21 protein-coding genes are annotated in these 23,161 nt (G+C 61.0%); 7 read left to right on the forward strand and 14 right to left on the reverse strand.

Annotated features, from left to right (window positions below; translation table 11 throughout):
• Nucleotides 1–34: 34 nt before the first annotated feature.
• Nucleotides 35–1,411, reverse strand: a complete 1,377-nt coding sequence (locus AC4IHP_RS26160; RefSeq protein WP_490833113.1) for a GTPase/DUF3482 domain-containing protein — start codon at nucleotides 1,409–1,411, stop codon at nucleotides 35–37.
• Entirely contained in the window at nucleotides 1,404–2,777 is a 1,374-nt protein-coding gene (locus tag AC4IHP_RS26165; RefSeq protein WP_490833114.1) for a DUF2868 domain-containing protein, read from the reverse strand. Before AC4IHP_RS26165 ends, AC4IHP_RS26160 begins: the two co-directional genes overlap by 8 nt.
• 85 nt (nucleotides 2,778–2,862) lie before the next feature.
• Between AC4IHP_RS26165 and AC4IHP_RS26170 the strand changes: the two genes are divergently transcribed.
• A complete protein-coding gene (locus tag AC4IHP_RS26170) occupies nucleotides 2,863–3,375 on the forward strand; it encodes a dihydrofolate reductase (protein ID WP_460122123.1) in 513 nt (170 codons plus the stop codon).
• A gap of 89 nt (nucleotides 3,376–3,464) precedes the next feature.
• On the opposite strand, the gene AC4IHP_RS26175 is transcribed toward AC4IHP_RS26170, so the two are convergent.
• Nucleotides 3,465–4,856 carry an L-cystine transporter gene (locus tag AC4IHP_RS26175; protein ID WP_460122121.1) on the reverse strand — a complete coding sequence of 464 codons (1,392 nt, stop codon included), beginning with the start codon at nucleotides 4,854–4,856 and terminating at the stop codon, nucleotides 3,465–3,467.
• 239 nt (nucleotides 4,857–5,095) lie between these two features.
• Between AC4IHP_RS26175 and AC4IHP_RS26180 the strand changes: the two genes are divergently transcribed.
• Entirely contained in the window at nucleotides 5,096–6,151 is a 1,056-nt protein-coding gene (locus AC4IHP_RS26180) for an HAD family hydrolase (RefSeq protein ID WP_490833115.1), read from the forward strand.
• A gap of 73 nt (nucleotides 6,152–6,224) precedes the next feature.
• Here AC4IHP_RS26180 and ilvD read toward each other — a convergent pair whose 3' ends face one another.
• From ilvD to AC4IHP_RS26210, 6 genes are all read right to left on the reverse strand, one after another.
• Nucleotides 6,225–8,066, reverse strand: a complete 1,842-nt coding sequence (ilvD, locus tag AC4IHP_RS26185) for a dihydroxy-acid dehydratase (RefSeq protein ID WP_016772696.1) — start codon at nucleotides 8,064–8,066, stop codon at nucleotides 6,225–6,227.
• Nucleotides 8,067–8,322: 256 nt separating this feature from the next.
• Nucleotides 8,323–9,555: a multidrug effflux MFS transporter gene (locus AC4IHP_RS26190; protein ID WP_490833116.1), complete on the reverse strand. Its 1,233-nt coding sequence runs from the start codon at nucleotides 9,553–9,555 to the stop codon at nucleotides 8,323–8,325.
• Complete coding sequence (locus AC4IHP_RS26195; RefSeq protein ID WP_490833117.1) at nucleotides 9,548–10,525, reverse strand: diiron oxygenase; 978 nt, start codon at nucleotides 10,523–10,525, stop codon at nucleotides 9,548–9,550. Before AC4IHP_RS26195 ends, AC4IHP_RS26190 begins: the two co-directional genes overlap by 8 nt.
• Nucleotides 10,522–11,595 (reverse strand): SagB family peptide dehydrogenase, encoded by a 1,074-nt coding sequence (locus AC4IHP_RS26200; RefSeq protein ID WP_460122109.1) that lies wholly within the window; start codon nucleotides 11,593–11,595, stop codon nucleotides 10,522–10,524. The genes AC4IHP_RS26195 and AC4IHP_RS26200 overlap by 4 nt, the downstream gene beginning before the upstream one ends.
• A 452-nt stretch (nucleotides 11,596–12,047) precedes the next feature.
• Nucleotides 12,048–13,244 (reverse strand): class I SAM-dependent rRNA methyltransferase, encoded by a 1,197-nt coding sequence (locus AC4IHP_RS26205; protein ID WP_016772700.1) that lies wholly within the window; start codon nucleotides 13,242–13,244, stop codon nucleotides 12,048–12,050.
• A 162-nt stretch (nucleotides 13,245–13,406) separates the two neighbouring features.
• Nucleotides 13,407–13,946: a type 1 glutamine amidotransferase domain-containing protein gene (locus AC4IHP_RS26210; RefSeq protein WP_490833118.1), complete on the reverse strand. Its 540-nt coding sequence runs from the start codon at nucleotides 13,944–13,946 to the stop codon at nucleotides 13,407–13,409.
• 228 nt (nucleotides 13,947–14,174) lie between these two features.
• Between AC4IHP_RS26210 and AC4IHP_RS26215 the strand changes: the two genes are divergently transcribed.
• From AC4IHP_RS26215 to AC4IHP_RS26225, 3 genes are read left to right on the forward strand one after another with little or no spacing between them, the layout of a single operon-like run.
• Nucleotides 14,175–14,987 (forward strand): HDOD domain-containing protein, encoded by an 813-nt coding sequence (locus AC4IHP_RS26215; protein WP_160769650.1) that lies wholly within the window; start codon nucleotides 14,175–14,177, stop codon nucleotides 14,985–14,987.
• 12 nt (nucleotides 14,988–14,999) lie between these two features.
• Nucleotides 15,000–15,812: a bifunctional DNA-formamidopyrimidine glycosylase/DNA-(apurinic or apyrimidinic site) lyase gene (gene mutM / locus AC4IHP_RS26220; RefSeq protein ID WP_252879047.1), complete on the forward strand. Its 813-nt coding sequence runs from the start codon at nucleotides 15,000–15,002 to the stop codon at nucleotides 15,810–15,812.
• Nucleotides 15,813–15,868: 56 nt separating this feature from the next.
• Nucleotides 15,869–16,192: a multidrug transporter gene (locus AC4IHP_RS26225; RefSeq protein ID WP_460122105.1), complete on the forward strand. Its 324-nt coding sequence runs from the start codon at nucleotides 15,869–15,871 to the stop codon at nucleotides 16,190–16,192.
• A 93-nt stretch (nucleotides 16,193–16,285) separates the two neighbouring features.
• Here the strand turns inward: AC4IHP_RS26225 and AC4IHP_RS26230 are convergent, their stop codons facing one another.
• The 5 genes from AC4IHP_RS26230 to AC4IHP_RS26250 all read right to left on the reverse strand — a co-directional run bounded on the left by AC4IHP_RS26230 (nucleotide 16,286) and on the right by AC4IHP_RS26250 (nucleotide 21,027).
• Complete coding sequence (locus AC4IHP_RS26230) at nucleotides 16,286–16,537, reverse strand: YfhL family 4Fe-4S dicluster ferredoxin (protein WP_003195146.1); 252 nt, start codon at nucleotides 16,535–16,537, stop codon at nucleotides 16,286–16,288.
• A 162-nt stretch (nucleotides 16,538–16,699) separates the two neighbouring features.
• Nucleotides 16,700–17,179 carry a pantetheine-phosphate adenylyltransferase gene (gene coaD / locus AC4IHP_RS26235; RefSeq protein WP_003229157.1) on the reverse strand — a complete coding sequence of 160 codons (480 nt, stop codon included), beginning with the start codon at nucleotides 17,177–17,179 and terminating at the stop codon, nucleotides 16,700–16,702.
• Nucleotides 17,180–17,294: 115 nt separating this feature from the next.
• Nucleotides 17,295–18,890, reverse strand: coding sequence for a GMC family oxidoreductase (locus AC4IHP_RS26240; protein WP_490833119.1), 1,596 nt, complete (start codon nucleotides 18,888–18,890; stop codon nucleotides 17,295–17,297).
• 131 nt (nucleotides 18,891–19,021) lie between these two features.
• A complete protein-coding gene (locus tag AC4IHP_RS26245; protein WP_490833120.1) occupies nucleotides 19,022–19,567 on the reverse strand; it encodes a twin-arginine translocation pathway signal protein in 546 nt (181 codons plus the stop codon).
• A 29-nt stretch (nucleotides 19,568–19,596) separates the two neighbouring features.
• Nucleotides 19,597–21,027, reverse strand: a complete 1,431-nt coding sequence (locus tag AC4IHP_RS26250; protein WP_490833121.1) for a coniferyl aldehyde dehydrogenase — start codon at nucleotides 21,025–21,027, stop codon at nucleotides 19,597–19,599.
• Between the two features lie 147 nt (nucleotides 21,028–21,174).
• Between AC4IHP_RS26250 and AC4IHP_RS26255 the strand changes: the two genes are divergently transcribed.
• Both AC4IHP_RS26255 and AC4IHP_RS26260 read left to right on the forward strand, forming a co-directional pair.
• A complete protein-coding gene (locus tag AC4IHP_RS26255; RefSeq protein WP_016772708.1) occupies nucleotides 21,175–21,846 on the forward strand; it encodes a TetR/AcrR family transcriptional regulator in 672 nt (223 codons plus the stop codon).
• Between the two features lie 32 nt (nucleotides 21,847–21,878).
• The gene (locus AC4IHP_RS26260; protein WP_490833122.1) at nucleotides 21,879–22,733 is read left to right on the forward strand and encodes a sulfurtransferase; all 855 of its coding nucleotides are present in this window, start codon (nucleotides 21,879–21,881) and stop codon (nucleotides 22,731–22,733) included.
• Nucleotides 22,734–23,161 lie beyond the last annotated feature (428 nt).

A 23,161-nucleotide genomic window follows, 5' to 3' on the forward strand; every position in this document is an offset into this window, starting at 1 on the left:
GTGGGCGCGAGCCTGCTCGCGAATGGGTCAGGCGCTACAAATTTTCAGCCAACGCTTCAACCTGCTCCTGCCTTTCCGCCTGATTCAACTTCGCCTGCGGATTGAGCGACGACCACTGCGGATGCGCACGGGCCTTGTTCAGCGCTTCCGGCAACTTGCCTTCGCGCCAGGTTTTATCCACAGGCGTGTCCACCTGAATGCTGTCCATCGCCGCATGCCCGCGCTGATCGAGTGCCAGCAACAACTGGCGCTGGCGCAACGCCAACAGGCGCAGCACGGCGTCATCCACCGTCAATTCCCGCTGGCCTTTGATCTTGCCGAGCAAGCGGCTGCCATAACTGCGCGCCGTTTGCAGTGCGCCACCGGCAATCGCGCCGGCCAGTGCCGCTGCGCCGAGGGTAATCCCGCCGACCAGCAAATCCACACCAGCGCCGGCCGCCGCACCGGCAGCAATGCCGCCGCCGACGCGCACGCCGAGTTGCTTCAGGGTTTCCGGGTTGAACAGGTCATCGCCCCAGCGCCCGTCGAGCAACGGTAAATCACTGGCCGCCGCATCCTGCGGGCGAAACGCGTAGAGCTTGAGCAACGCCTCAACGCATTTCTGCTCACGCTGGCGTACGGCTTTGCGCAGTTCGCTGATCGCCTGCTGTTCCTGCTCGGCTTCGCTGACCACACTGCGTCGGCACGCGGCGCAGTCGATCAGCAATTCGGCAATCAGGCGCGCGGCGCTTTGCTGACGGGCGAAGCGCTGCGCCTGCTGATCGGCGATCAAGCGCTCCAGTTGCGGCCGGGCGTTTTCCAGCAGCAAGGCGAGACTCTCGTATAAGCGCCGCTCACCATCCTCGGGCGGTGCGACGCTGTCGAAACGTACCAGCGCATGCAGCCCCAGCCGCGCCAGCGCTTCGCGCCAATCGGGTTCGCGATGGTTGGCGCTGCTGACGAAGTTCAGCACCGGCAGCAGCGGTTTGCCGCAACTGGCGAGTACTTCCAACTCGTCGCGATATTTCGCCAGCACCGGTTCGCGAGCATCGATCACATACAGACCAGCGTCGGAGGCGAGCAATTGCCGCAGCACCTTGGCTTCCTGTTCGAAACGCTGGCGCGCCTCGCTGCCGTCGAGAAACCGCGCCAGTCGTGCCGGGCCGTCGAGGCGTTCGCCGGGGCGCTCCAGACGTTCGAGAAAATCCAGCAGGGCGATCGCATCTTCCAGCCCCGGCGTGTCGTACAGATCGAGCAACGGCTCGCCATCTACCGACAACCGCGCGCCTTCGACATGCCGGGTGGTGCTCGGCCGGTGCGAGACTTCGCCGAAGCCGACGTCACGGGTCAGCGTGCGCAGCAGCGAGGTCTTGCCGACGTTGGTGTGGCCAACCACCGCGAGTTTCAGCGGGGCCTTGCGTGCATCAGTCATGTCCGCTCTCCAGCCAGTTCATCGGCGCGCAATCGGCGAATGGCAGTTCCAGCTGTTGCAGCGCCGCGTGCCAGTCACCCAGACGTTGTCCGTCCAGCGCTTCGCCAGGCGGCGCTTGCAGCAGCCAGATGCGAGTGGCGCCGGCATTGCGTGCCAGCTCGGCGATCAGTGCAAGGCTGCCGCGATCCGGCGAACGTCGCGGATCGCAGGCGATGGCCAGCCGCGCCGGCGGGAAGCGACTGAGTTGTTCGAGCAGTCTGTGTCGCGATTCGCGACTGTCGAGGATGCCGGCGTTGCTGACGTTTTTCGGTAGCGCGGGTGGCCATGGGCGCTGTTCGTCCAACTCGATCGCCACCAGCAGCGCGCCTTCACTGGCGAGCTCGCCGACGTTGCTTTCAACGCGATGCAGTTGCGCCGGCTCCGGGTCGTTGACGCCGAGGCGCTCGCTGGTTGGCATCAACCGTTCGCGCAGTTGCGCGTAACCGGGCAGATTCAGATCCAGGCGCAGCGCGGCTTTGCCACTGTTCCAGCGCCACAGGCACAACAGCGCGAGCAGCAGGCGCGGCAGCACGCCGTAGACCAGCAGCACGCCGACCAGCCAGGTCGCCCAGGCCTGTCGTGCGCTTTCAATATCCAGTGCGCCGTCGCCGCTGGCGCGGATCATTTCCTCGGTCGGCACGTTGAAGCCGAGCAGCGACGGCAAATAGCCGAGGGCCTGGGTGACGTGAATAAAGGTGTCGGCACCGAGGATCGTGGTTTCCCAGACAAAGCCGTAGCGCCGGGTAGCCATCAGCGTCAGCAGCAGGATCAGCGCGCTGAGCATCGCCAGCAGCCACAGACCATTGACCAAAGTGCCGAGTGCCCAGCGGTTGAGTTTCTTGCGTTGCAGCAGCAACAGCAGGGCCGGCGCCAGTTGCGCGGCTTTGGCGTCGCGGGCGAATTTTTCGCTGAGCCACAGCCACAAGCGCCCGAGGGTGGCGCCGTGTTCGCCAGCGAAAATCAAACCCAGCGCCCAGCTCAGCAGCAAAATCAAATTGATCCCGAGCAGACTGCCCAGCGCCCAGAACACATTCACCGGCGTCTGCCCAAGTGCGGCGAAAGCCAGACCGGCGCCGCTGAGCACGGCGAAAATCATCAACAGCACCAGCGCCAGGCGCGCGCCTTGCAGCCAATGCTTGAGCGCGGCGGTCAGCCCGTCGCGCTCGGCCAGCCATAGCGCCCGGCGCGCAATGCGGCTCGGCAAATCGCCGCCAGCGGCGCGGGCCAGACGATTGGCTTCCAGATCATCCAGCGGCCCCGCGTGTTCTTCGCGCAGGCGGATGGTTTCGGTGAGCCAGAGGTTTTGCAGTGGAGTCAGTTCAGTCACGCGGCGTCCCGTCGCTAAATCGAGCGCTGAGCATAACCGCTGTGGCGCTTATCGGGGTAAGCGCGGCTCTGGTATCCTCGCCGGCATGACTAAATCACTGCCCCTCAGCCTGATCGCAGCCCTCGGTGAAAACCGCGTGATCGGCGTCGACAACAGCATGCCCTGGCACCTGCCGGGGGACTTCAAATACTTCAAGGCGACCACGCTCGGCAAGCCGATCATCATGGGTCGCAAGACCTGGGATTCGCTCGGCCGGCCGCTGCCGGGGCGCTTGAACATCGTGGTCAGCCGCCAGCCCGATCTGCAGCTCGAAGGTGCCGAGGTGTATCCGTCGCTGCAAGCCGCCGTGGCGCGCGCCGAGGAATGGGCGAAAGCCCAGGGCGTTGACGAACTGATGCTGATTGGTGGCGCGCAGTTGTATGCGCAGGGACTGGCGCAGGCCGACCGGCTGTACCTGACCCGCGTGGCGCTGAGCCCCAAAGGGGACGCGTGGTTTCCGGAGTTTGATTTGAACGACTGGAAGCTGGTGTCGGATGTGCCGAATCCGGCAGAGGGTGACAAACCCGCGTACAGCTTCGAAGTCTGGGAAAAAGCCTAAAAGATCGCAGCCTTCGGCAGCTCCTACAGGGTGTCGCATTTCCCCTCTAGGAGCTGGCGCAGCCTGCGATCTTTTGATCTTGCTTTACATCACGCCTGAGCCAACTCGGCATGCTCATCCGCATCCAGCAATGCTTTATCAGTCTGCTGCATGACCTGACTGGTAATCGCCCCTGCGGTAATCGAACCACTCACGTTCAACGCAGTGCGGCCCATATCGATCAACGGCTCGACCGAAATCAGCAACGCCACCAGCGACACCGGCAAGCCCATCGCCGGCAGCACGATCAGGGCGGCGAACGTCGCGCCGCCACCGACCCCGGCGACACCGGCCGAGCTCAACGTGACAATCGCCACCAGCGTCGCGATCCACAGCGGATCGAGCGGGTTGATGCCGACCGTTGGCGCCACCATTACCGCCAACATTGCCGGATAGAGACCGGCGCAACCGTTCTGGCCAATGGTCGCACCGAACGAGGCTGCGAAACTGGCGACCGACGACGGAATACCCAGGCGACGGGTCTGCGCTTCGATACTCAGCGGAATGGTCGCTGCGCTGGAGCGGCTGGTGAAAGCAAACGTCAGCACTGGCCAGATCTTGCGGAAGAAACGCAGCGGGTTGATCCCGGCGGCCGACACCAGCACGCCGTGTACGACGAACATCAGGCCCAGGCCGATATACGACACCACGACGAAACTGCCGAGCTTGATGATGTCCTGCAGGTTGGAACCGGCGACCACTTTGGTCATCAGTGCCAACACGCCGTACGGGGTCAGCTTCATCACCAGACGCACCAGACGCATCACCCAGGCTTGCAGGGTGTCGATGGCGTTGATCACTTTCTGGCCTTTTTCCACGTCATCCTTGAGCAACTGCAACGCAGCAACCCCAAGGAACGCGGCGAAAATCACTACGCTGATGATCGACGTCGGCTTGGCCCGGGCCAGGTCGGCGAACGGGTTCTGCGGGATGAACGACAGCAGCAGTTGCGGCACATTGAGGTCGGCGACTTTGCCGGCGTAGTCGTTCTGAATGGTTTGCAGGCGCGCCATTTCCTGAGTGCCGGCGACCAGACCTTCAGCGCTGAGGCCGAACAGGTTGGTCAGGCCGATGCCGATCAGCGCCGCGATGGCGGTGGTGAACAGCAGCGTGCCGATGGTCAGGAAACTGATCTTGCCCAGCGACGAGGCGTTGTGCAGGCGGGCCACGGCGCTGAGGATCGAAGCGAAGACCAGCGGGATCACGATCATTTGCAGCAGCTGCACGTAACCGTTGCCGACCAGATCGAACCAGCCGATCGAGGCTTTCAGCACCGGGTTGCCGGCACCGTAGATCGTGTGCAGCGCGACGCCGAACGCCACGCCGAGGGCCAGTGCGAGCAGGACTTTTTTCGCCAGGCTCCAAGAGGTGTGGCGGGTTTGCGCCAGAGCGAAGAGCAGGGCGAGGAACACCAGCAGGTTGAGAATCAGCGGTAGATTCATGGGGACTCCAGTAAAGACTGTGCCAACAGCCATCCGGGGCTGCTGCGAACCGGCAAGCCTAGCAGCTTGATTTGCAATGATTTAATACCAAAATGGCTGGGCATCCGTCGTTTTTGGAATAAGCGCGTGTCGCTGTCGGCAATGCAACTGGCGCGCAGGGGACGCAGGCGGTCGCTGACAGGCGAGGGTTGTCACACTTATTTGTTAGCGTCGAACTCTTTGCATCGGGGAGTAGCGCTATGAGAATTGCACGCACGTTGTTGGCTGTGGCACTGGCGGCTGGCCTCGCCGGCCATGCATTGGCCACGGACCTCAAGCATTGGCCGGCGGATCAGGCCAAGGCGCTGGACGCGATGATCGCCGCCAACGCGAACAAGGGTAATTACGCGGTGTTCGACATGGACAACACCAGTTACCGCTACGACCTCGAAGAATCCTTGCTGCCGTTCATGGAAAACAAGGGCCTGATCACCCGTGACAAGCTCGATCCCTCGCTGAAGCTGATGCCGTTCAAGGACACCGCCGATCACAAGGAAAGCCTGTTCAGTTATTACTACCGCCTCTGCGAAGTCGACGACATGGTCTGCTACCCGTGGGTGGCGCAGGTGTTTTCCGGGTTCACCCTCAAGGAGCTCAAGGGCTACGTCGATGAGTTGATGGCTTCGGGCAAACCGGTGCCGGCGACGTATTACGAAGGCGATGTGGTGAAGAAGCTCGACGTCAATCCGCCGAAGATCTTCACTGGCCAGCAGGAGCTATATAACAAGCTGATGGAGAACGGTATCGAGGTTTACGTGATGACCGCAGCCTCCGAGGAGCTGGTGCGCATGGTCGCGGCGGATCCCAAGTACGGTTACAACGTCAAACCGCAGAACGTCATTGGCGTTTCATTGCTGCTCAAGGATCAGAAGACCGGCGAGTTGACCACTGCGCGCAAACAGATCACTGCTGGCAAATATGACGAGAAGGCCAACCTCGGCCTCGAACTGACGCCTTATCTCTGGACCCCGGCAACCTGGATGGCCGGCAAGCACGCGGCGATCCTGACCTATATCGATGAATGGAAAAAACCGGTACTGGTCGGTGGCGACACTCCAACCAGCGACGGTTACATGCTGTTCCACGATGTCGACGTGGCCAAGGGCGGCATTCACTTGTGGATCAACCGCAAGGACAAGTACATGACGCAAATCAACGGCATGATGGCCAAGCACGCGGCGGCGCAAGCCAAGGAAGGCTTGCCGGTGACGGCGGACAAGAACTGGGTGATCGTCAAGCCTGAGGAAATCCAATAAAGCAGCTGCAAGCTGCAAGCGGTAAGGAAGAGCAACTTGGCTCTTGCTTGAAGCTTGCAGCTTGCAGCTGTTTTTATATCCCGTCGAGCATCGCTTTGTTACGCACCGCGCCCTTGTCGGCACTGGTCGCCAGCAAGGCGTAGGCCTTGAGCGCGGTGGTCACTTTGCGTGGGCGCACTTCAACCGGTTTCCAGCCTTTCTTGTCCTGCTCGGCGCGGCGTGCCGCCAGTTCTTCGTCGCTGACCAACAGGTTGATCGAGCGATTCGGAATGTCGATCAGCACCTTGTCGCCATCCTGCACCAGACCGATCGCGCCGCCGGCCGCAGCCTCTGGCGAAGCGTGACCGATCGACAGGCCGGAGGTACCGCCGGAGAAACGGCCGTCGGTGAGCAGCGCACAGGCTTTGCCCAGACCTTTGGATTTCAGGTAGGAAGTCGGATAGAGCATTTCCTGCATGCCCGGGCCGCCTTTCGGACCTTCGTAGCGAATGATGACGATGTCGCCTTCCTTCACTTCGTCAGCGAGGATGCCGCGCACGGCGCTGTCCTGGCTTTCGAAAATCTTCGCGTTGCCTTCGAAGACGTGGATCGACTCGTCGACGCCAGCGGTTTTCACCACGCAACCGTCCTGCGCGATGTTGCCGTACAGCACGGCGAGGCCGCCTTCTTTCGAATAGGCGTGCTCGAAACTGCGGATGCAGCCGTTTTCACGGTCGTCGTCGAGGGTTTCCCAACGGGTCGACTGGCTGAACGCGGTCTGGGTCGGAATGCCCGCAGGACCTGCCTTGAAGAAGTGATGCACGGCTTCGTCGCTGGTCTGGGTAATGTCCCACTTGGCGATGGCTTCTTCCATGCTCCGGCTGTGCACGGTTGGCAGGTCGGTGTGCAGCAGGCCGCCACGGGCCAGCGAACCGAGGATGCTGAAAATGCCGCCGGCGCGGTGCACGTCTTCCATGTGGTACTTCTGGATGTTCGGCGCAACTTTGCACAGCTGCGGCACGCTGCGCGAGAGACGATCGATGTCGCGCAGGTCGAAATCGATCTCGGCTTCCTGGGCGGCTGCGAGCAAGTGCAGGATGGTGTTGGTCGAACCGCCCATGGCGATGTCGAGCATCATCGCGTTTTCGAACGCCTTGAAGTTGGCGATGTTGCGCGGCAGCACGGAGTCATCGTTCTCGCCGTAGTAACGCTTGCACAGCTCGACGATGGTGCGCCCGGCCTGGAGGAACAGCTGTTCGCGGTCGCTGTGGGTGGCCAGGGTCGAACCGTTGCCCGGCAAGGCCAGACCCAGTGCTTCGGTCAGGCAGTTCATCGAGTTGGCGGTGAACATGCCGGAGCACGAACCGCAGGTCGGGCAGGCGCTACGCTCGTACTCGGCGACTTTCTCGTCAGAAGCGCTGGAGTCGGCGGCGATCACCATGGCGTCCACCAGATCGAGACCGTGGGAAGCGAGTTTGGTCTTGCCCGCTTCCATCGGGCCACCGGAAACGAAGATCACCGGGATGTTCAGGCGCAATGCAGCCATCAGCATGCCCGGGGTGATCTTGTCGCAGTTGGAAATGCAGACGATGGCGTCGGCGCAGTGGGCGTTGACCATGTACTCGACGGAGTCGGCGATGATTTCGCGGCTCGGCAGCGAATACAGCATGCCGTCGTGGCCCATGGCGATGCCGTCATCGACGGCGATGGTGTTGAATTCCTTGGCCACGCCACCGGCGCGTTCGATCTCGCGGGCGACCAGTTGACCCAGGTCCTTCAGGTGTACATGCCCCGGGACGAACTGGGTGAACGAGTTGGCGATGGCAATGATCGGCTTCTTGAAGTCGTCATCTTTCATGCCGGTGGCGCGCCACAGTGCGCGGGCGCCGGCCATGTTGCGGCCGTGGGTGGATGTTTTCGAGCGGTAATCTGGCATGGAGCACTCCGGGCGGCTAATCACGTACTAAAGGGGAGTGAGCTTCTGTTGACCTCTGAAACACCCGAAAAATGGCCGTGTGTCCGGAAGCTGCCGATGACGTTGCGGGATCGCCGCTGGTCTCAGCCTGAGCTCATAAACCCGCCGGGGATGAATGGCGATGAATGAGGCGATTCTACACCGCTGGCGTCGTGAGGGAATGGCGCAAAGCGTTGTTCCCGTGCCGAAGGAGCCAGCGCAATGACGACTGGCAGGGTCAATGGTCGCCTCCCGGCATTACCGGATTGCCGTGCAGCTTGCTGCTTCGCCGGCCGATCACGCTGTTGAGCAACAACGATATGCCACTCAGTACCACAAAACCGCAGCCAAGCGTCGCTTGCAGATTGGCCGGGCCGAGGCTGATCAGGGCGCTGACCAGCCCGCCACAGATAAAGATGATGATGCTGCCGGCGGATGCCGATGCGCCGGCATTTTCGGCAAACACGCTCATGGCACGGGAGGTGGCCGGGGGCCGCGCAATGGTGGTGCCGACGGTGCAGATCAGCATCGGAACCAGCACCGCCGCGGCTGACAGCTCATGGTTGGTGGCCAGATAGAGCATCACCAGACCCGAGATCAGAATCAGACTCAGGCCGGTGAAAATCTGCTGTTGCGTATTGATAAGCCGGGTCAGCGCGCTGGCGAGCAGGCCGCCGAAGACATAAGCGGCGCCATAGATCAGCAGAATCAAAGCGAAATCGTAAGGCGCCATTTGCAATTGCTCCATGAAGATCAACGGCGAAGTGACGATGAAGGAAAAGTGGCAGGCGAAAGCGAACGCGGAAATCAGCCAATAGCCGACAAACGGGAAATTGCTCAGGACCCGTCTGTAGGACTGAATGAAACCCAGGTGTGGACCGTTCTGAACAGGCCGGCTGTTGTCGAGCAGTCGCCAGGTTTTGATCAGAACCACGGCTGCAAGGGCGATGAATACCCAGAAGCTGCCGCGCCAGCCGAGGGTGGCTTGCAGAAACGTACCCGCCAGCGGCGATAGCGAAATGAAGATGCCCGTTGCGGTGACCATCAGAATCCGCAGCCGGTCACGCTCCTGGCCTTCAAACAGATCCTGTACCAGTGCCTGAGACAGCATGAAACTACCGCACCCCATCGCCTGCATCACCCGGAAAACGAGGAACAGCGTGTAGTCATTGCTCAGCACGCAGCCAAGGGCGCCGAGCAGCGACGCGCTCGTGCCGGCCAGCAGCAAACCCTTGCGTCCAATCACGTCCGAGAGCGGGCCGATCAGTAGTTGCGCGAAGGCAATACCGACGGCGAACAGACTGATCGACAGGGCGATGTCGCTCGGCGATCGACCAAAGTGTGCCGCCAGCGCCGGGAACGAGGGCAGCACAACATCCAGCGGGAACACGCCGAGCAGGATCATTGCCAGTAACAGGCTGACTGCTCCGCGCTGTTGTCGGCGGCTGACTGTACGGCTGCGTTTATTCATCGATCAATCCTGCTCTGGCGAAAAGTGTCTGGTTATGGGGCAGCGCAAAAAAACCAGCCTTGTGCAGGGCCTCCAGCGTGGGTTTGCAGCCGGCACGAGCGCGAGCACGGCTGGACTGCACAGTTGCCATCGCACCGACAATCTCTTTCAAGTCACTCTCGGCAATGCCGGCCGAGCGCAGGCTTTGTTGCAGCCAGCTCTCGTCGACCTCGAAGAAGATGGGGATGATCTCCACAAGAGTCCTGGCGGCGAACAGGCGCTGGCGACTGTTCATCGCAATCCATAAGTAGTGGAAGGCCTCTGCGAAGTAACGGCTGTGCCGGGCTTCGTCCGCGAGATGGTCACGCAGCATGTCGTTCACACTTGAAACCATGGTGTTGCGGCAAACCTCGAGCAACTCCCGGGCGATGATGGTTTCCGAGACAAATCCAAGTAGAAACCAGGCCAGTGCGCGGTTCTTCTCCGGCGTGCGCGCGATCAGGGCATTCATGCGTGTGATCCGCTTCGGAATGACCGGTCGCCGGGTAATGCTGTAGAACGCGGCGATCTGCTCGGCTATCTGGTTGGAGAACAGCGCGTGGTAGCCCTCGTCGGTGTACAGCTGCAATGCAGCGTGTTTCATCGGCAGCGGTATATAGATGGGCAGTTCGCGGTGGACGATGACCTCCACTGCGCGGTTGACGATGCGGTGCTCGAGCAGGGTGGTGTAATCGAGGAAATACACCAGATGATTGGCAGTGAGGCGGTGCAAGGTATCGCGACCCTTGGCCTGGATGGCCGGATGTGCCAGATAAGGCAGAAAGGCCGGGGGAAACCAATAGCGGTTCTGCAGCTGTTGCTCGACATCGCCCGGTAAACGATAGTCATGGGTACTGCTGCGCACCGATGCGCGGCTTTCCCAGTCGGGAAGGGTGAATTTGAGAGACCACGACACCGGTGCCTCGCCCTCATCCAGCGCTGTGGAAATCATGACGGTACCCCGCGAAGCAGGTCACGCATTTCCTGACACATGGCGTGGCCATCGCTTTCGCCGCAACCGACAAAGAACAACGGTTGCTCAGCGCTGCCTTCGAGCCCGAGCAGGGTTTCGACCTGGGCGTCGGCAAACGCGCCGGTCAGCCAGGTATTGAGCCCCAGCGTTGTCGCGACGAGCTGGAAGGTTTGCGAGAGATGGCCTGCCTCGATGAACGCCATGCGATAGGCGCGCGAGTGTTCGTACTTCCACCAGAGTCGATCAAATCTGGCGGTGATGAATACGCCCAGCGGCAGATTGTTGATGAAGTGCTGGCCGCCGAGCAGCTGACCCAGGGCTGGTTCGGGCAAAGCGTTGACCCGGCTCAGGGCGTGTTCGCAAGGATGGTAGGCGTAGACGCCCGGTTCCAGCCCGACAATGTTCTGCACCAGAAGAAAGCCTTCACAAGCGTTAAGACCACCGCCGGAGGGGCTGCTTCGGCGGGTATCGAGGCCAGGCGCGACCAGATCGTCGTGCGCGTTTTCGCGCGCTGGAAGATAGCCGAGCGTGAAATACAGCAGCGTTGCAACCTCGGCCAGTGTCACCGCCGCACCGGTGTAGGAGCGGCAGGTTTTCCGCGTCCGCAATGCCTGAGTCAGGCTGTCATCGTTCATGGCATCGGGTGCTGGCAGGATGATGAGCGCTTCAGCTGACTGCGGTGTTCTGAGGGTTATGGGGGCGGGTGTTGCCAACACTTCGCTGCAATGCGCCAGATAGTGTCTGGACCATTCATGAATGTTCTGCGGAGTGTGCTCGCAAGGGATGTTTTGTGTGCCGATGTGATAAATCTTCGACAGTTCATCCCAGCCCCAATTCGGGCTGTCGATTTTAGAAACGCTTAGAATATCTGCGTCCCTGAGTTGTATGTCTATTATGTTTTGCGGATCAAACAAAACTGGATTGTTTATAAGTTGTGCGAGGCGAATGGAATAGTCGAGATCAAGCTCGTATTGAGTGTGCGTTTTATAGTTCCAGACAACTTGTCCAGGCGGGCGCGGCAATATAAAAAGAAAAGGATTGATATACATTGTTTTAAATCACTCAGGGAAAGTCTTGAGGACGCCGGAGTGCCGGCACTCTCCGGCGTCCAGACTTGCTTAGCGGGCTTTGGCTGCAATCAGGAAGGCGAGGTTGGCGAGTTTATTTGTTTCCAGATAAATGGTTTTCATGATGTGAACTCCTTGTTCATCAGTAGTTGAAGTCGCCTCATGGCGACAACTTCATAATAGTTTGTAATCGAATATTGGCAAGGGGATATTAAGTAGGAATATTCCAGTAATTCTGTCGGAGTGATCGAGTACTGGATATCTGCGTTGTAGGTTAATTTCCCGCAACTAACAGCTGTGGCGAAACGTCCTGCAAGGGAGCTGGAAAGTAACTGTAGGAAGACGCCTAAACACTCATGTTGAGTGTGAAGAAAGGAGGGGGCGGGAGGTGGAAAAAAACGGGGAGCTCGGCGGCTCCCCGTGTTCAACCGCAATCAGCTGTTGGGCAGCAGACGGCAGGTGATGCTTTTGATGTAGCGGGTTTCGGCGATGGCCGGATGCACCGGATGATCCGGGCCCTGACCGCCACGCTCGAGCATCTGGATGTTGCGGTCCAAATGGCGGGCGCTGGTCAGCAGGATATTCTGCAGGTCGTCTTCCGGCAGGTGCATGGAGCACGAAGCACTGACCAGAATGCCGTCCTTGGTCAGCAGGCGCATGGCTTGCTCGTTCAGACGGCGGTAAGCACCTTCGCCGTTCTTCATGTCTTTCTTGCGCTTGATGAAGGCTGGCGGATCAGCAACGATCACGTCGAAGCGCTCTTCGCTAGCCTTCAGCTCCTTCAACGCTTCGAAGACGTCGCCTTCGATGCAGGTCATCTTGTCAGCGAAGCCGTTCAACGCAGCGTTGCGCTCGACACCGTCGAGGGCGAATGCCGAGGCGTCGACGCAGAACACTTCGCTGGCGCCGAACGCAGCGGCCTGCACGCCCCAGCCACCGATGTAGCTATAGAGATCCAGGACTCGTTTGCCTTTGGCATAAGGTGCCAGGCGCGCACGGTTCATGCGGTGATCGTAAAACCAGCCGGTTTTCTGCCCTTGAATGACCGGCGCTTCGAACTTGACGCCGTTCTCTTCCAGCGCGACCCATTCCGGCACCAGACCGAACACGGTTTCGACGTAACGGTTGAGGCCTTCGGCGTCGCGGGCGGCGGAGTCGTTCTTGAACAGGATGCCGCTTGGCTTGAGCACCTGGGTCAACGCGGCGATCACGTCGTCTTTATGCGCTTCCATGGTCGCCGAGGCGATCTGCACCACAAGGATGTCGCCGAAACGATCGACCACCAGACCCGGCAGCAGGTCGGAGTCGCCGTAGACCAGACGATAGAACGGCTTGTCGAACAGACGCTCGCGCAACGACAGCGCGACATTCAGGCGATGCACCAGCAGCGACTTGTCGAGGGCCAGTTTGATGTCGCGCGACAGCAGGCGCGCGCAGATCAGGTTGTTCGGGCTCATGGCGACGATGCCCAGCGGCTTGCCGCCGGCGGCTTCCAACACCGCCTGATCGCCGGCCTTGAAGCCGTGCAGAGGCGTGGCGGCCACGTCGATTTCGTTGCTGTAGACCCACAAGTGGCCGTTGCGCAGGCGACGGTCGGCGTTGGCTTTGAGGCGCAGGCTAGGCAGGGACATGACGTCGCTCCGGAAAAAAGAGCGGGAGTATAGCGTGTTGACGCGTGCTCCGGTCTGGCGCGCGATGAATAGCGGATGGCCCCTTCGCGAGCAGGCTCGCTCCCACACTTGTAGTGCATTCACCTGTGGGAGCGAGCCTGCTCGCGAAAGGGATGCCGACGACTACGCAGCCAGTGCGTCAATCAGGGCCTGACTGAACGCCGGCACATCATCCGGCTGGCGGCTGCTGATCAGGTAGCCGTCCTTTACCACTTCCTGATCGACCCAGTTGGCCCCGGCATTGACCAGATCGTCCTTGACGGTTTTGTAGCTGGTCATGGTCTTGCCGTTAACCAGTCCCGCCGAGATCAGCAACCAGCTGCCGTGGCAGATCACGGCAATCGGCTTGCCCGCCGAAGCGGCAGTCTTGACCAGATGCTGAGCATCCTGATCGATACGGATGGTGTCAGAGTTCTGCACGCCACCGGGCAGCAGTACCGCATCGTAGTGTTCGATGCTCGCAGCCTGGAAGGAGTTGGCGACCGGAAAGTCATCCGCCGGTTTGTCATGGTTCCAGCCTTTGACCGTGCCGGCCTCGGTCGAGAGGATATCGACCTGCACGCCGGCCTGCTCGAGGGCATCCTTGGGGCCGGTCATTTCGACCTGTTCGAAACCATCGGTAACCAAAATAGCGACGCGTTTGTCATTGAGGGAAGTTGCCATCGGTAAGCTCCTGAGTCTGTGGAGATTTTGCCTTCGCAGCGGAACGTTGAGGTCCGATGCGCCCTACAGATTCCGAAGCCTGGGCACAGATGAAAGTTCCGGCGATGTGCCCATCGGTGTGTCGCCCTGCCGTTTCAGCGGTTAGAATCGCCGCCTGCCCCGGAGTGTGTACTTATGTCCCAAGAGCTGACCACCGAACAGATCCAACAATCGCTGCAAGGCATCAGTGTGCCGGCGCAACCGCAGATCATGGTGGATCTGCAAATGGAGCAGTACATGCCCGACCCGGACCTGGAGGTGATCGCCAAACTGATCTCCCAGGACCCTGGTCTGTCTGGCGCGCTGCTGAAGATCGTCAACTCGCCGTATTACGGCCTGAGCAACAAGATCACCTCGATCCAGCGTGCGGTGAACCTGTTGGGTAGTCGTTCGATCATCAACCTGATCAACGCGCAGTCGATCAAGGGCGAGATGAACGACGACACCATCGTCACCCTCAACCGTTTCTGGGACACCGCGCAGGATGTGGCGATGACCTGCCTGACCCTGGCCAAGCGCATCGGCACACAGGCGGGTGACGAAGCCTATGCGTTGGGCCTGTTCCACGATTGCGGTGTGCCGTTGATGCTGCAGCGTTTCCCCAATTACATGACCGTGCTGGAAGAGGCCTACGCCAGCGCCAGCCCGGAATGCCGCGTGGTCGATACGGAAAACCGCGTGTTCAATACCAACCACGCCGTGGTCGGTTACTACACCGCCAAGTCCTGGCGCCTGCCGGAGCATGTCAGCGCCGCCATCGCCAACCATCACAATGCGCTGGCGATTTTCAGCGACGAATCGTCGAAGAACAGCCAACTGAAAAACTTGCTGGCGATTCTGAAAATGGCCGAGCACATCTGCGCCTCATATCGGGTGCTGGGCAACCAGAGCGAGGATTTCGAGTGGAGCGCGGTCGGCCCGCTGGTGCTTGATTACGTCGGTCTGTCGGACTACGACTTCGAAACACTCAAACAAACGATTCGCGACCTCGGCGCGCATTGATCCGAGGACACCATGCCTGAACTGCCGGAAGTCGAAACCACCCGCCGGGGAATTGCCCCGCACCTGGAAGGCCAGCGGGTCAGCCGGGTCATCGTCCGCGACCGGCGTCTGCGCTGGCCGATCCCGGAAGACCTCGATGTGCGCCTGTCCGGGCAGCGCATCGTGCTGGTCGAACGGCGTGCCAAGTACCTGTTGATCAACGCCGAGATCGGCACGCTGATCAGCCATTTGGGCATGTCGGGCAATCTGCGTCTGGTCGAGGCCGGGTTGCCGGCGTTGAAGCACGAGCACGTCGACATCGAACTGGAATCGGGTCTGGCCTTGCGCTACACCGATCCGCGACGGTTTGGCGCGATGTTGTGGAGCAACGACCCGCTCAATCACGAATTGCTGATTCGCCTCGGGCCGGAGCCACTGACCGATCTGTTCGATGGCGAAAGATTGTTCAAGCTGTCACGCGGGCGTTCGATGGCGGTCAAGCCGTTCATCATGGACAACGCGGTGGTGGTCGGGGTCGGCAATATCTACGCGACCGAAGCGCTGTTCGCTGCCGGCATTGATCCGCGCCGTGAAGCCGGGGGGATTTCCCGCGGGCGCTATCTGAAACTGGCGATCGAGATCAAGCGCATCCTTGCCGCTGCCATCGAGCGTGGCGGCACGACATTGCGCGATTTCATTGGCGGCGACGGTCAGCCGGGCTATTTCCAGCAGGAACTGTTTGTCTACGGCCGCGGCGGTCAGCACTGCAAGGTCTGCGGCACGGGCCTGCGCGAAGTGAAGCTGGGCCAGCGCGCCAGCGTGTTTTGCCCGCGCTGCCAGACCTGAAAAAATCCTTCGGTCTATAGTGAGAAGTCTCACTGCTCAGCCCGAAGGATCGTGCCATGAAATCCCTGCAAGTCCTCTTCGTCACTCTGCTGCTGTGTTCCAGTCTGGCTGTACAGGCATCGGAAAACGGCAGCGGTGATCCGCGTTACACCATCCAGAATCCCCCGGCCTACGCCATGCTCGGCGACCTGCTGATTGCCCGACCTTTGCTGGTGGTGGCCACGGTGATCGGTGCGGGAGCGTTTGTGGTGTCGTTGCCGTTTACCGCACTGGGCGGCGGGGTCGGCGATGCGGGGCAGGCGCTGGTGGTTGACCCGGCGAAGGCGGCGTTCGTGCGGTGTCTGGGGTGTACGGGGGAGGGGTTCGAGCAGCGCGAGTGAAGGGCAAGATCAAAAGATCGCAGCCTTCGGCAGCTCCTACAGAGGAATGCGATCCATGGAGGAGCTGCCAAAGGCTGCGATCTTTTTAGCGAATCAGGCCTTGCCGGTGATCTTGCGGTACTTCTCCATCAACTGTTCTTCAGTCTCCGGATGGGCTTCGTCCAGTGGAATGCAATCCACCGGGCAGACCTGCTGGCACTGCGGCTCGTCGTAGTGGCCGACGCACTGGGTGCACAGGTTCGGGTCGATCACGTAGATCTCTTCGCCTTGGGAAATGGCGGCGTTCGGGCACTCGGGTTCGCAGACGTCGCAGTTGATGCAATCGTCGGTGATGATCAGGGACATGCTAACTCCAGCCGGGGCGGCAGGCCCGGGCGCTATAAATCAATGCGCGCAATTGTGCCGCATTGGCGCTCGCAGTGCACGCGGGGGCGATCAAGGGCTGCAAAACAGAGATCGCAGCCTTCGGCAGCTCCTACAAGCAAAGATCGCAGCCTGCGGCAGCTCCTACTTTTTGAAGCGTAGGGTCAGCGCGTCGGCCACGGCCGGGTGGACGAACTTGCTGATATCGCCGCCCAGCGCGGCAATCTCCCGCACCAGCGTCGAGGAAATGAACGAATAACGCTCCGACGGCGTGAGAAACAGGCTCTCCACATCCGGCGCCAGTTGACGGTTCATGTTGGCCAGCTGGAATTCGTATTCGAAGTCCGACACCGCGCGCAGACCACGCAGGAACACATTGGCGTTCTGCTCTTTGGCGAAATGCGCGAGCAGCGTCGAGAAACCGACCACTTCCACGTTCGGCAGGTGCTTGGTGACCTCGCGAGCCAGTTCGACCCGTTGTTCCAGCGGGAACAGCGGGTTCTTTTTCGGGCTGGCGGCGACCGCAATGATCACGTGATCGAACAGGCGCGAGGCGCGTTCGACCAGATCGCCATGGCCCTTGGTAATAGGGTCGAAGGTACCTGGGTACAACACTCGGTTCATCGCGTCGTCCTGGCGGGAGTCCGTTGGGGAGTCGGATGGTATCGCAGCCTTCCCGGTCGGCCAAGTCGCCTGTTGGGTAAGAAAGCACTATAGACGATAGGAATATTCTGCTTTTTCATGGATTTTTCAGCCGAACAGCCAAGGCTGTCGCCAGTTGCGCGGTCAGGCCATACACCGACAGTTGGGGGTTGGCGCCGATGCTGGTGGGGAACAGTGAGCCGTCGTGAATCGACAGGTTGCTCAGTTGATGATGGCGACCGAGGCTGTCGGCGACCGCGTTTTTCGGATCTTCACCCATCGCACAACCACCCATGACGTGAGCGCTGCCCAGTCGCGTGCGGTACAGCTCCAGGCTCAATCCATCGATCATTGAGCGCGCCTCGGAAAGGGTCTTCACATAGCGGCCGTCGGCGTGCATCGGCATGACGGATTGCGCGCCGCCGGCGAACTGGATTTCCGCCATGACGTGAAAGGCCCGGCGCAAACCGTCCCAGGCGTACTGCGAAACCTGATAGTCGAGCACTGGCGAGCCATCGCCGCGCAACTCCACCGCGCCACCGCTGCTGTCCGGGTGGAAGCCATCGCGCAGCAGCGCCAGCATCGCGTGGGTGTGCGGCAGATCAGCCATGTGTTGCGCGTTCTCTTGGCCGAAACCGCCGAGCAGTGTGGCGGCCAGCGCCGGGTGCAGCGGTGGCACTTCGAGTTTGAATGCCATCGGCCCGGTGGTGCCGTCCTTCCATTGGAAATGGTCGGAATAAATCGACTGCGGCGCTCCGTAGAACGGATTGACCACCTCGGCGAAACGCGCGGCGGACATGTTCACCGGGTGCAGAAAGGTGCGCTTGCCCACGCGCCCATGTGGATCCGGCGCGTCGGAGCGCAGCAACAGCGCCGGGCTGTTGATGCCGCCGCCGGCCAGCACGTAATGCCGCGCCTTGACCGTGATGCTGCGCCCGGTCGGCTCGACGCAGCGCTCGTCCATCGCCACGCAATGCAGGCCGGTCACCTTGTCGCCGCTGATCAGCAGTTTTTCCACTCGCGCCAGATACAGCAGCTCGCCGCCCTTTTCCAGCGTCGCCGGGATGGTCGTGACCATCATCGATTGCTTGGCATTGCTCGGGCAGCCCATGCCGCAATAGCCCAGATTCCAGCAGCCGCGCACGTTGCGCGGGATCACGTGCCAGCTGTAGCCGAGTTGCTCGCAGCCTTTGCGGATCACGTCGTTATTGGCGTTGGGCGGCACCATCCACGGCGCGACGCCGAGGCGCTGCTCCATTTTCTCGAACCACGGCGCCATCTCTGCCGGGCTATGGCCTGTGACGTTGTGTTCGCTGGCCCAGTGTTCGAGGGTCGGCTCGGGCGTGCGGAAACTCGAGGTCCAGTTGATCAGCGTCGTGCCGCCGACCGCGCGGCCCTGCAGGATAGTGATCGCGCCGTCCTTGCTCATGCGCCCGATGCCTTCCTGATAGAGGCTGCTGTAGGCCTCGTCTTCGAGCAGTTTGAAATCCGAACTGGTCTTCAGCGGGCCTTCTTCGATCAGCAGGACTTTGTAACCGGCCGCGCTGAGAATTTCCGCTGTGGTACCGCCGCCGGCGCCGCTGCCGATGATCGCCACGTCGGCTTCGAGGGTAAGGTCGTTGCTCAGTTGCGCGCCGTTGTAGGTTTTCCAGCCTCGGGCGAGGCCTTCGCGGAAGGGATCGGGTACGGGCATCGGTCAGGTTCTCTTTATTATTCTGGATGCTGAGGTGATGCAACTGGCCCCTTCGCGAGCAGGCTCGCTCCCACAGGGAATTGCATTTCACATGTGGGAGCGAGCCTGCTCGCGAAGACCGCCCCCCGGTTTCAGACCTTAGGCGGCCCGGGATAACCGCAATGCGCCCAGGATTCGGCGCGGGTGTACCAGGCCATCATCACCATCTGCTGCAACGAGCGATGGCCCATGCGCAGCAAGCTCAGTGAACTGTTCTCCCAGCGCTCGAGGAAATGTCGCATCGCTTCAGGGCTGGCGTTTTCCCAACTGCCCCAGATGCCGGTGAGCGGGCCACGGGTCACGGCCATACCCAGCACATCGAACAATTGCCGAGTGAGCTTGAGCATTTCCGGCGACACGTGATCAAGGCTGTAGTCCAGCGACTTCAGCGTGCCGTCGACCGCTGCGGGCATTTCCCCGGCGGCGACGGCGCCGTCGAGCATCACCGGGATCAGCGCGCGCAGGAACAGCAGATCGCCGTCGCGCAAACTGGCAAAACCGTTGGCGTTGATACTCGACGAGCAGCCAGTGAGGCTGGCGCCAAGGCCGGCGGTGGCGAGAAACGCGCTGGCGCCGAGGCTGAATTTCAGCAGGCCACGGCGCGACAGGGCGGGTGTTTCGGTCAGGCTTGGGTGCATTGTTGTTATTACCCGGCGTTGACGATCGTTTAGCGGATGAACAGCTTCTGAATCAGTTTCTGAATCGATTTGCCGTAGGGCGGGTAGATCAGCCGCGCCGCGTTGAAGCGCTGTTTGACCAGCACGCCCTTGGCCTTGCTGAAGGTCAGGAAACCTTCGTGCCCGTGGTAATGGCCCATGCCTGAGGGACCGATACCACCGAAGGGCATATCGTCCTGGGCGACGTGCAGCAGGGTGTCGTTCAGGCAAACACCGCCGGAATGGGTCTCGTGCAGCACGCGGTTCTGTTCGCGTTTGTCATAGCCAAAGTAGTAAAGAGCCAGAGGACGAGGCCGCTGATTGATGTAAGCGAATGCCTGCTCCAGATCGCGATAAGGCACGATCGGCAGCAACGGGCCGAAGATTTCATCCTGCATCACGGTCATCTCATCGCTGACATTGAGCAGCACGCTGTGCGGCATGCGTCGGCCCTGGCCTTGGTCGAACAGCGGGATCAGCAGCGCGCCCTTGCTCGTCGCGTCGCTGACGTAACCGTTGAGCCGGGCCAGTTGGCGTTCGTTAATGATTGCCGTGTAGTCAGCGTTATCCGCCAGGGTCGGATAAAAGCCCCGCACGGCCTGACGATAGGCCTCGACGAAAGCGCCGACGCGGTCTTCCGGCACCAGCACATAGTCAGGCGCGACGCAGGTCTGCCCGGCGTTGAGGGTCTTGCCGAAGGCGATGCGTTCGGCGGCGTCCTTGAGCGGTACGTCTCTGGAGACGATGGCCGGCGACTTGCCGCCCAGTTCCAGCGTCACTGGCGTGAGGTTTTCCGCCGCAGCGCGCATGACGTGTCTGCCGACGCTGGTGGAACCGGTGAACAGCAAGTGATCGAAAGGCAGACGCGAGAACGCCACGCCGACATCCGCTTCGCCCAGCACTACACAAACCAGGTCTTCGGGAAAGATCCGCGCGAGCAGCTCTTTGAGCAGCAGTCCGGTGGCCGGGGTCGATTCGCTGAGCTTGAGCATCACCCGATTGCCCGCCGCCAGGGCGCCAACCATCGGCCCCACGGCCAGATACAGCGGGTAGTTCCACGGCACGATCACGCCGACCACGCCCAGCGGCTGATAAACCACCTTCGCCGAAGCCGGCTGGAACGCCACGCCGACCTTGCGCCGCGATGGCTTCATCCAGTTTTTCAGGTGGCGGCTGGCGTAGTGAATGCCGTGCAGGCTCGGCATCAGCTCGGCGAGCAGGGTTTCGTCGGCGCTGCGGTGACTGAAGTCGGCGCTGATCGCTTCGATCAACGCCTGACGCTCACTGCTGAGCAAATCGCGCAAAGCCTTGAGCCACTGTTGCCGTTGCGCAGCGGGCGGCATCGGGTTGGCGGCATAGGCCGCTCGTTGCGCGTGGAACTGCCGATCAAGCGTTCCAAGAGGCTGTTGCAGGGTTTGCAGGTAGGCAATGTCGGCAGTCATCGCAGGCTCCGGATTTTATTGTAATGAGCACTTTTTAGAGTCGATGCTCTATAAAGTCAAACGACTTCCGCGCACGTCAGTGTTTTATCCATTTCCGGTTAGGTCGTAAGATGCGCCGTCTACGCACTCTGAATTAAAGCTCAAGCCATGGCCCCACGAATAAAAACCAGCGAGCGCATCGTTCAGAACAGCCTGGAGTTGTTCAATCAGCAGGGCGAGCGCAGCGTCAGCACCAACCACATCGCCGCGCACATGGAGATTTCTCCGGGCAACCTGTACTACCACTTCCCCAACAAGCAGGCGATCATTGCCGTGTTGTTCAGTGAGTACGAAGCTCTGGTGGACAGCTTTTTGCGTCCGCCCCAGGGCCGCCCGGCGACCGTCGAAGACAAGCGTTTCTATTTGAAGGAACTGCTGTCGGCCATGTGGCGCTACCGCTTTCTGCATCGCGACCTTGAGCATTTGCTCGACAGCGATGCGGAACTGGCCGCGCGTTATCGGCGCTTTTCCCAGCGCTGCGTGATCCAGGGTGCCGCGATCTACGAAGGCTTCGTCGCCGCCGGCATCCTGAAAATGGATCGCGTGCAGATCGAGTCGCTGACCCTCAACGCTTGGATCATCCTGACCTCGTGGGTGCGTTTTCTGTGCACCACGCGGGAAAACTCCAACCACCTCAGCGAACAGGCCGTGAAGCGTGGCGTGTATCAGGTGCTGGTGCTGGAAGCAGGGTTTGTTACCGATCAGGCGCGGGATGAAGTCAACGCATTGTTCGACGAGTTCTATGTGCCGCTGGCACAGGCCCTTGAAGACGTGAAATAAACCGTTCAGCCGAATGCCACAGGAGCCCCGTTATGTCGATTGCGCAGTTGATCAGCCCACAAGCACTGGACGCTCGCAAAGAGCAGCCGGGTCTGGTGATTCTCGATTGCCGTTTTGCCCTCGAAGATCCGGATTACGGCCAGCGCAGCTACGCCGAAGGGCACATTGCCGGGGCGAGTTTCGCCGATCTGGAGCGAGATTTGAGCGGCAAGGTCGAGAAGGGCGTGACCGGGCGTCATCCGTTGCCCGAGCCGGCGGCGTTGATCGAGCGCTTGCAAGCCTGGGGCATCGGCAACGACAGCGATGTGGTTCTGTATGACGACGGCCCGGGTGCATACGCGGCGCGGGCATGGTGGTTGCTGGCCTGGCTGGGCAAGCGCGACGGCGTGTTCATTCTCGACGGCGGGCTCAAGGCCTGGCACGCGGCCGGTCTGCCGCTGAGCCTGGATCCGCCGAGCGTGACGCCGGGTAACTTCAGTGGTCAGCCGGACATGAGCCTGTTGCTCAGCGCCGAGCAATTGCAGCAGCGCCTCGGCCAGCCAACGCTGACCCTGCTCGACGCCCGCGCCTTGCCGCGTTTCAAGGGCGAGGTGGAACCGATCGATCCGGTCGCCGGGCACATTCCCGGCGCACAGTGTGCAGCGTTCACCGAAAACCTCGGCAGTGATGGGCGCTTCCTGCCGGCCGAGCAGCTCAATCAGCGTTTTGCCGGCAAACTGGGCGATCGCTCGCCGTCGGAACTGGTCGCCTATTGCGGATCCGGGGTGACGGCATGTCATAACCTGTTTGCGCTGTGTCTGGCTGGCTACCCGCTGGGCGCCCTGTATGCCGGATCGTGGAGCGAATGGATCAACGAGCCATCGCGCGGCATTGCCACAGGCGAATAAAGTCGCAGATTCCTGGTGGGAGGGAGCCTGCTCTCGAAAGCGGTGGGTCAGTTATCACTTCATTACCTGACGGATGCCTTCGCGAGCAGGCTCGCTCCCACAAAGTCCTTTGTCGCATCGCAAAATCTGACCAAAGCGCAGGTCCTTGTGGGAGCGAGCCTGCTCGCGAAAGTGGTGTGTCAGTTATCACTTCATTACCTGACGGACGCCTTCGCGAGCAGGCTCGTTCCCACAAGTCCTTTGTCGCATCGCAAAATCTGACCAAAGCGCAGATCCCTTGTGGGAGCGGGCTTGCTCGCGAAAGCGGTGTGTCAGTTATCACTTCATTACCTGACGGGTCGCCTTCGCGAGCAGGCTCGCTCCCACAAAGTCCTTTGTCGCATCGCAAAATCTGACCAAAGCGCAGATCCCTTGTGGGAGCGGGCTTG

It is taken from the genome of Pseudomonas sp. UF-293 (assembly GCF_058245595.1).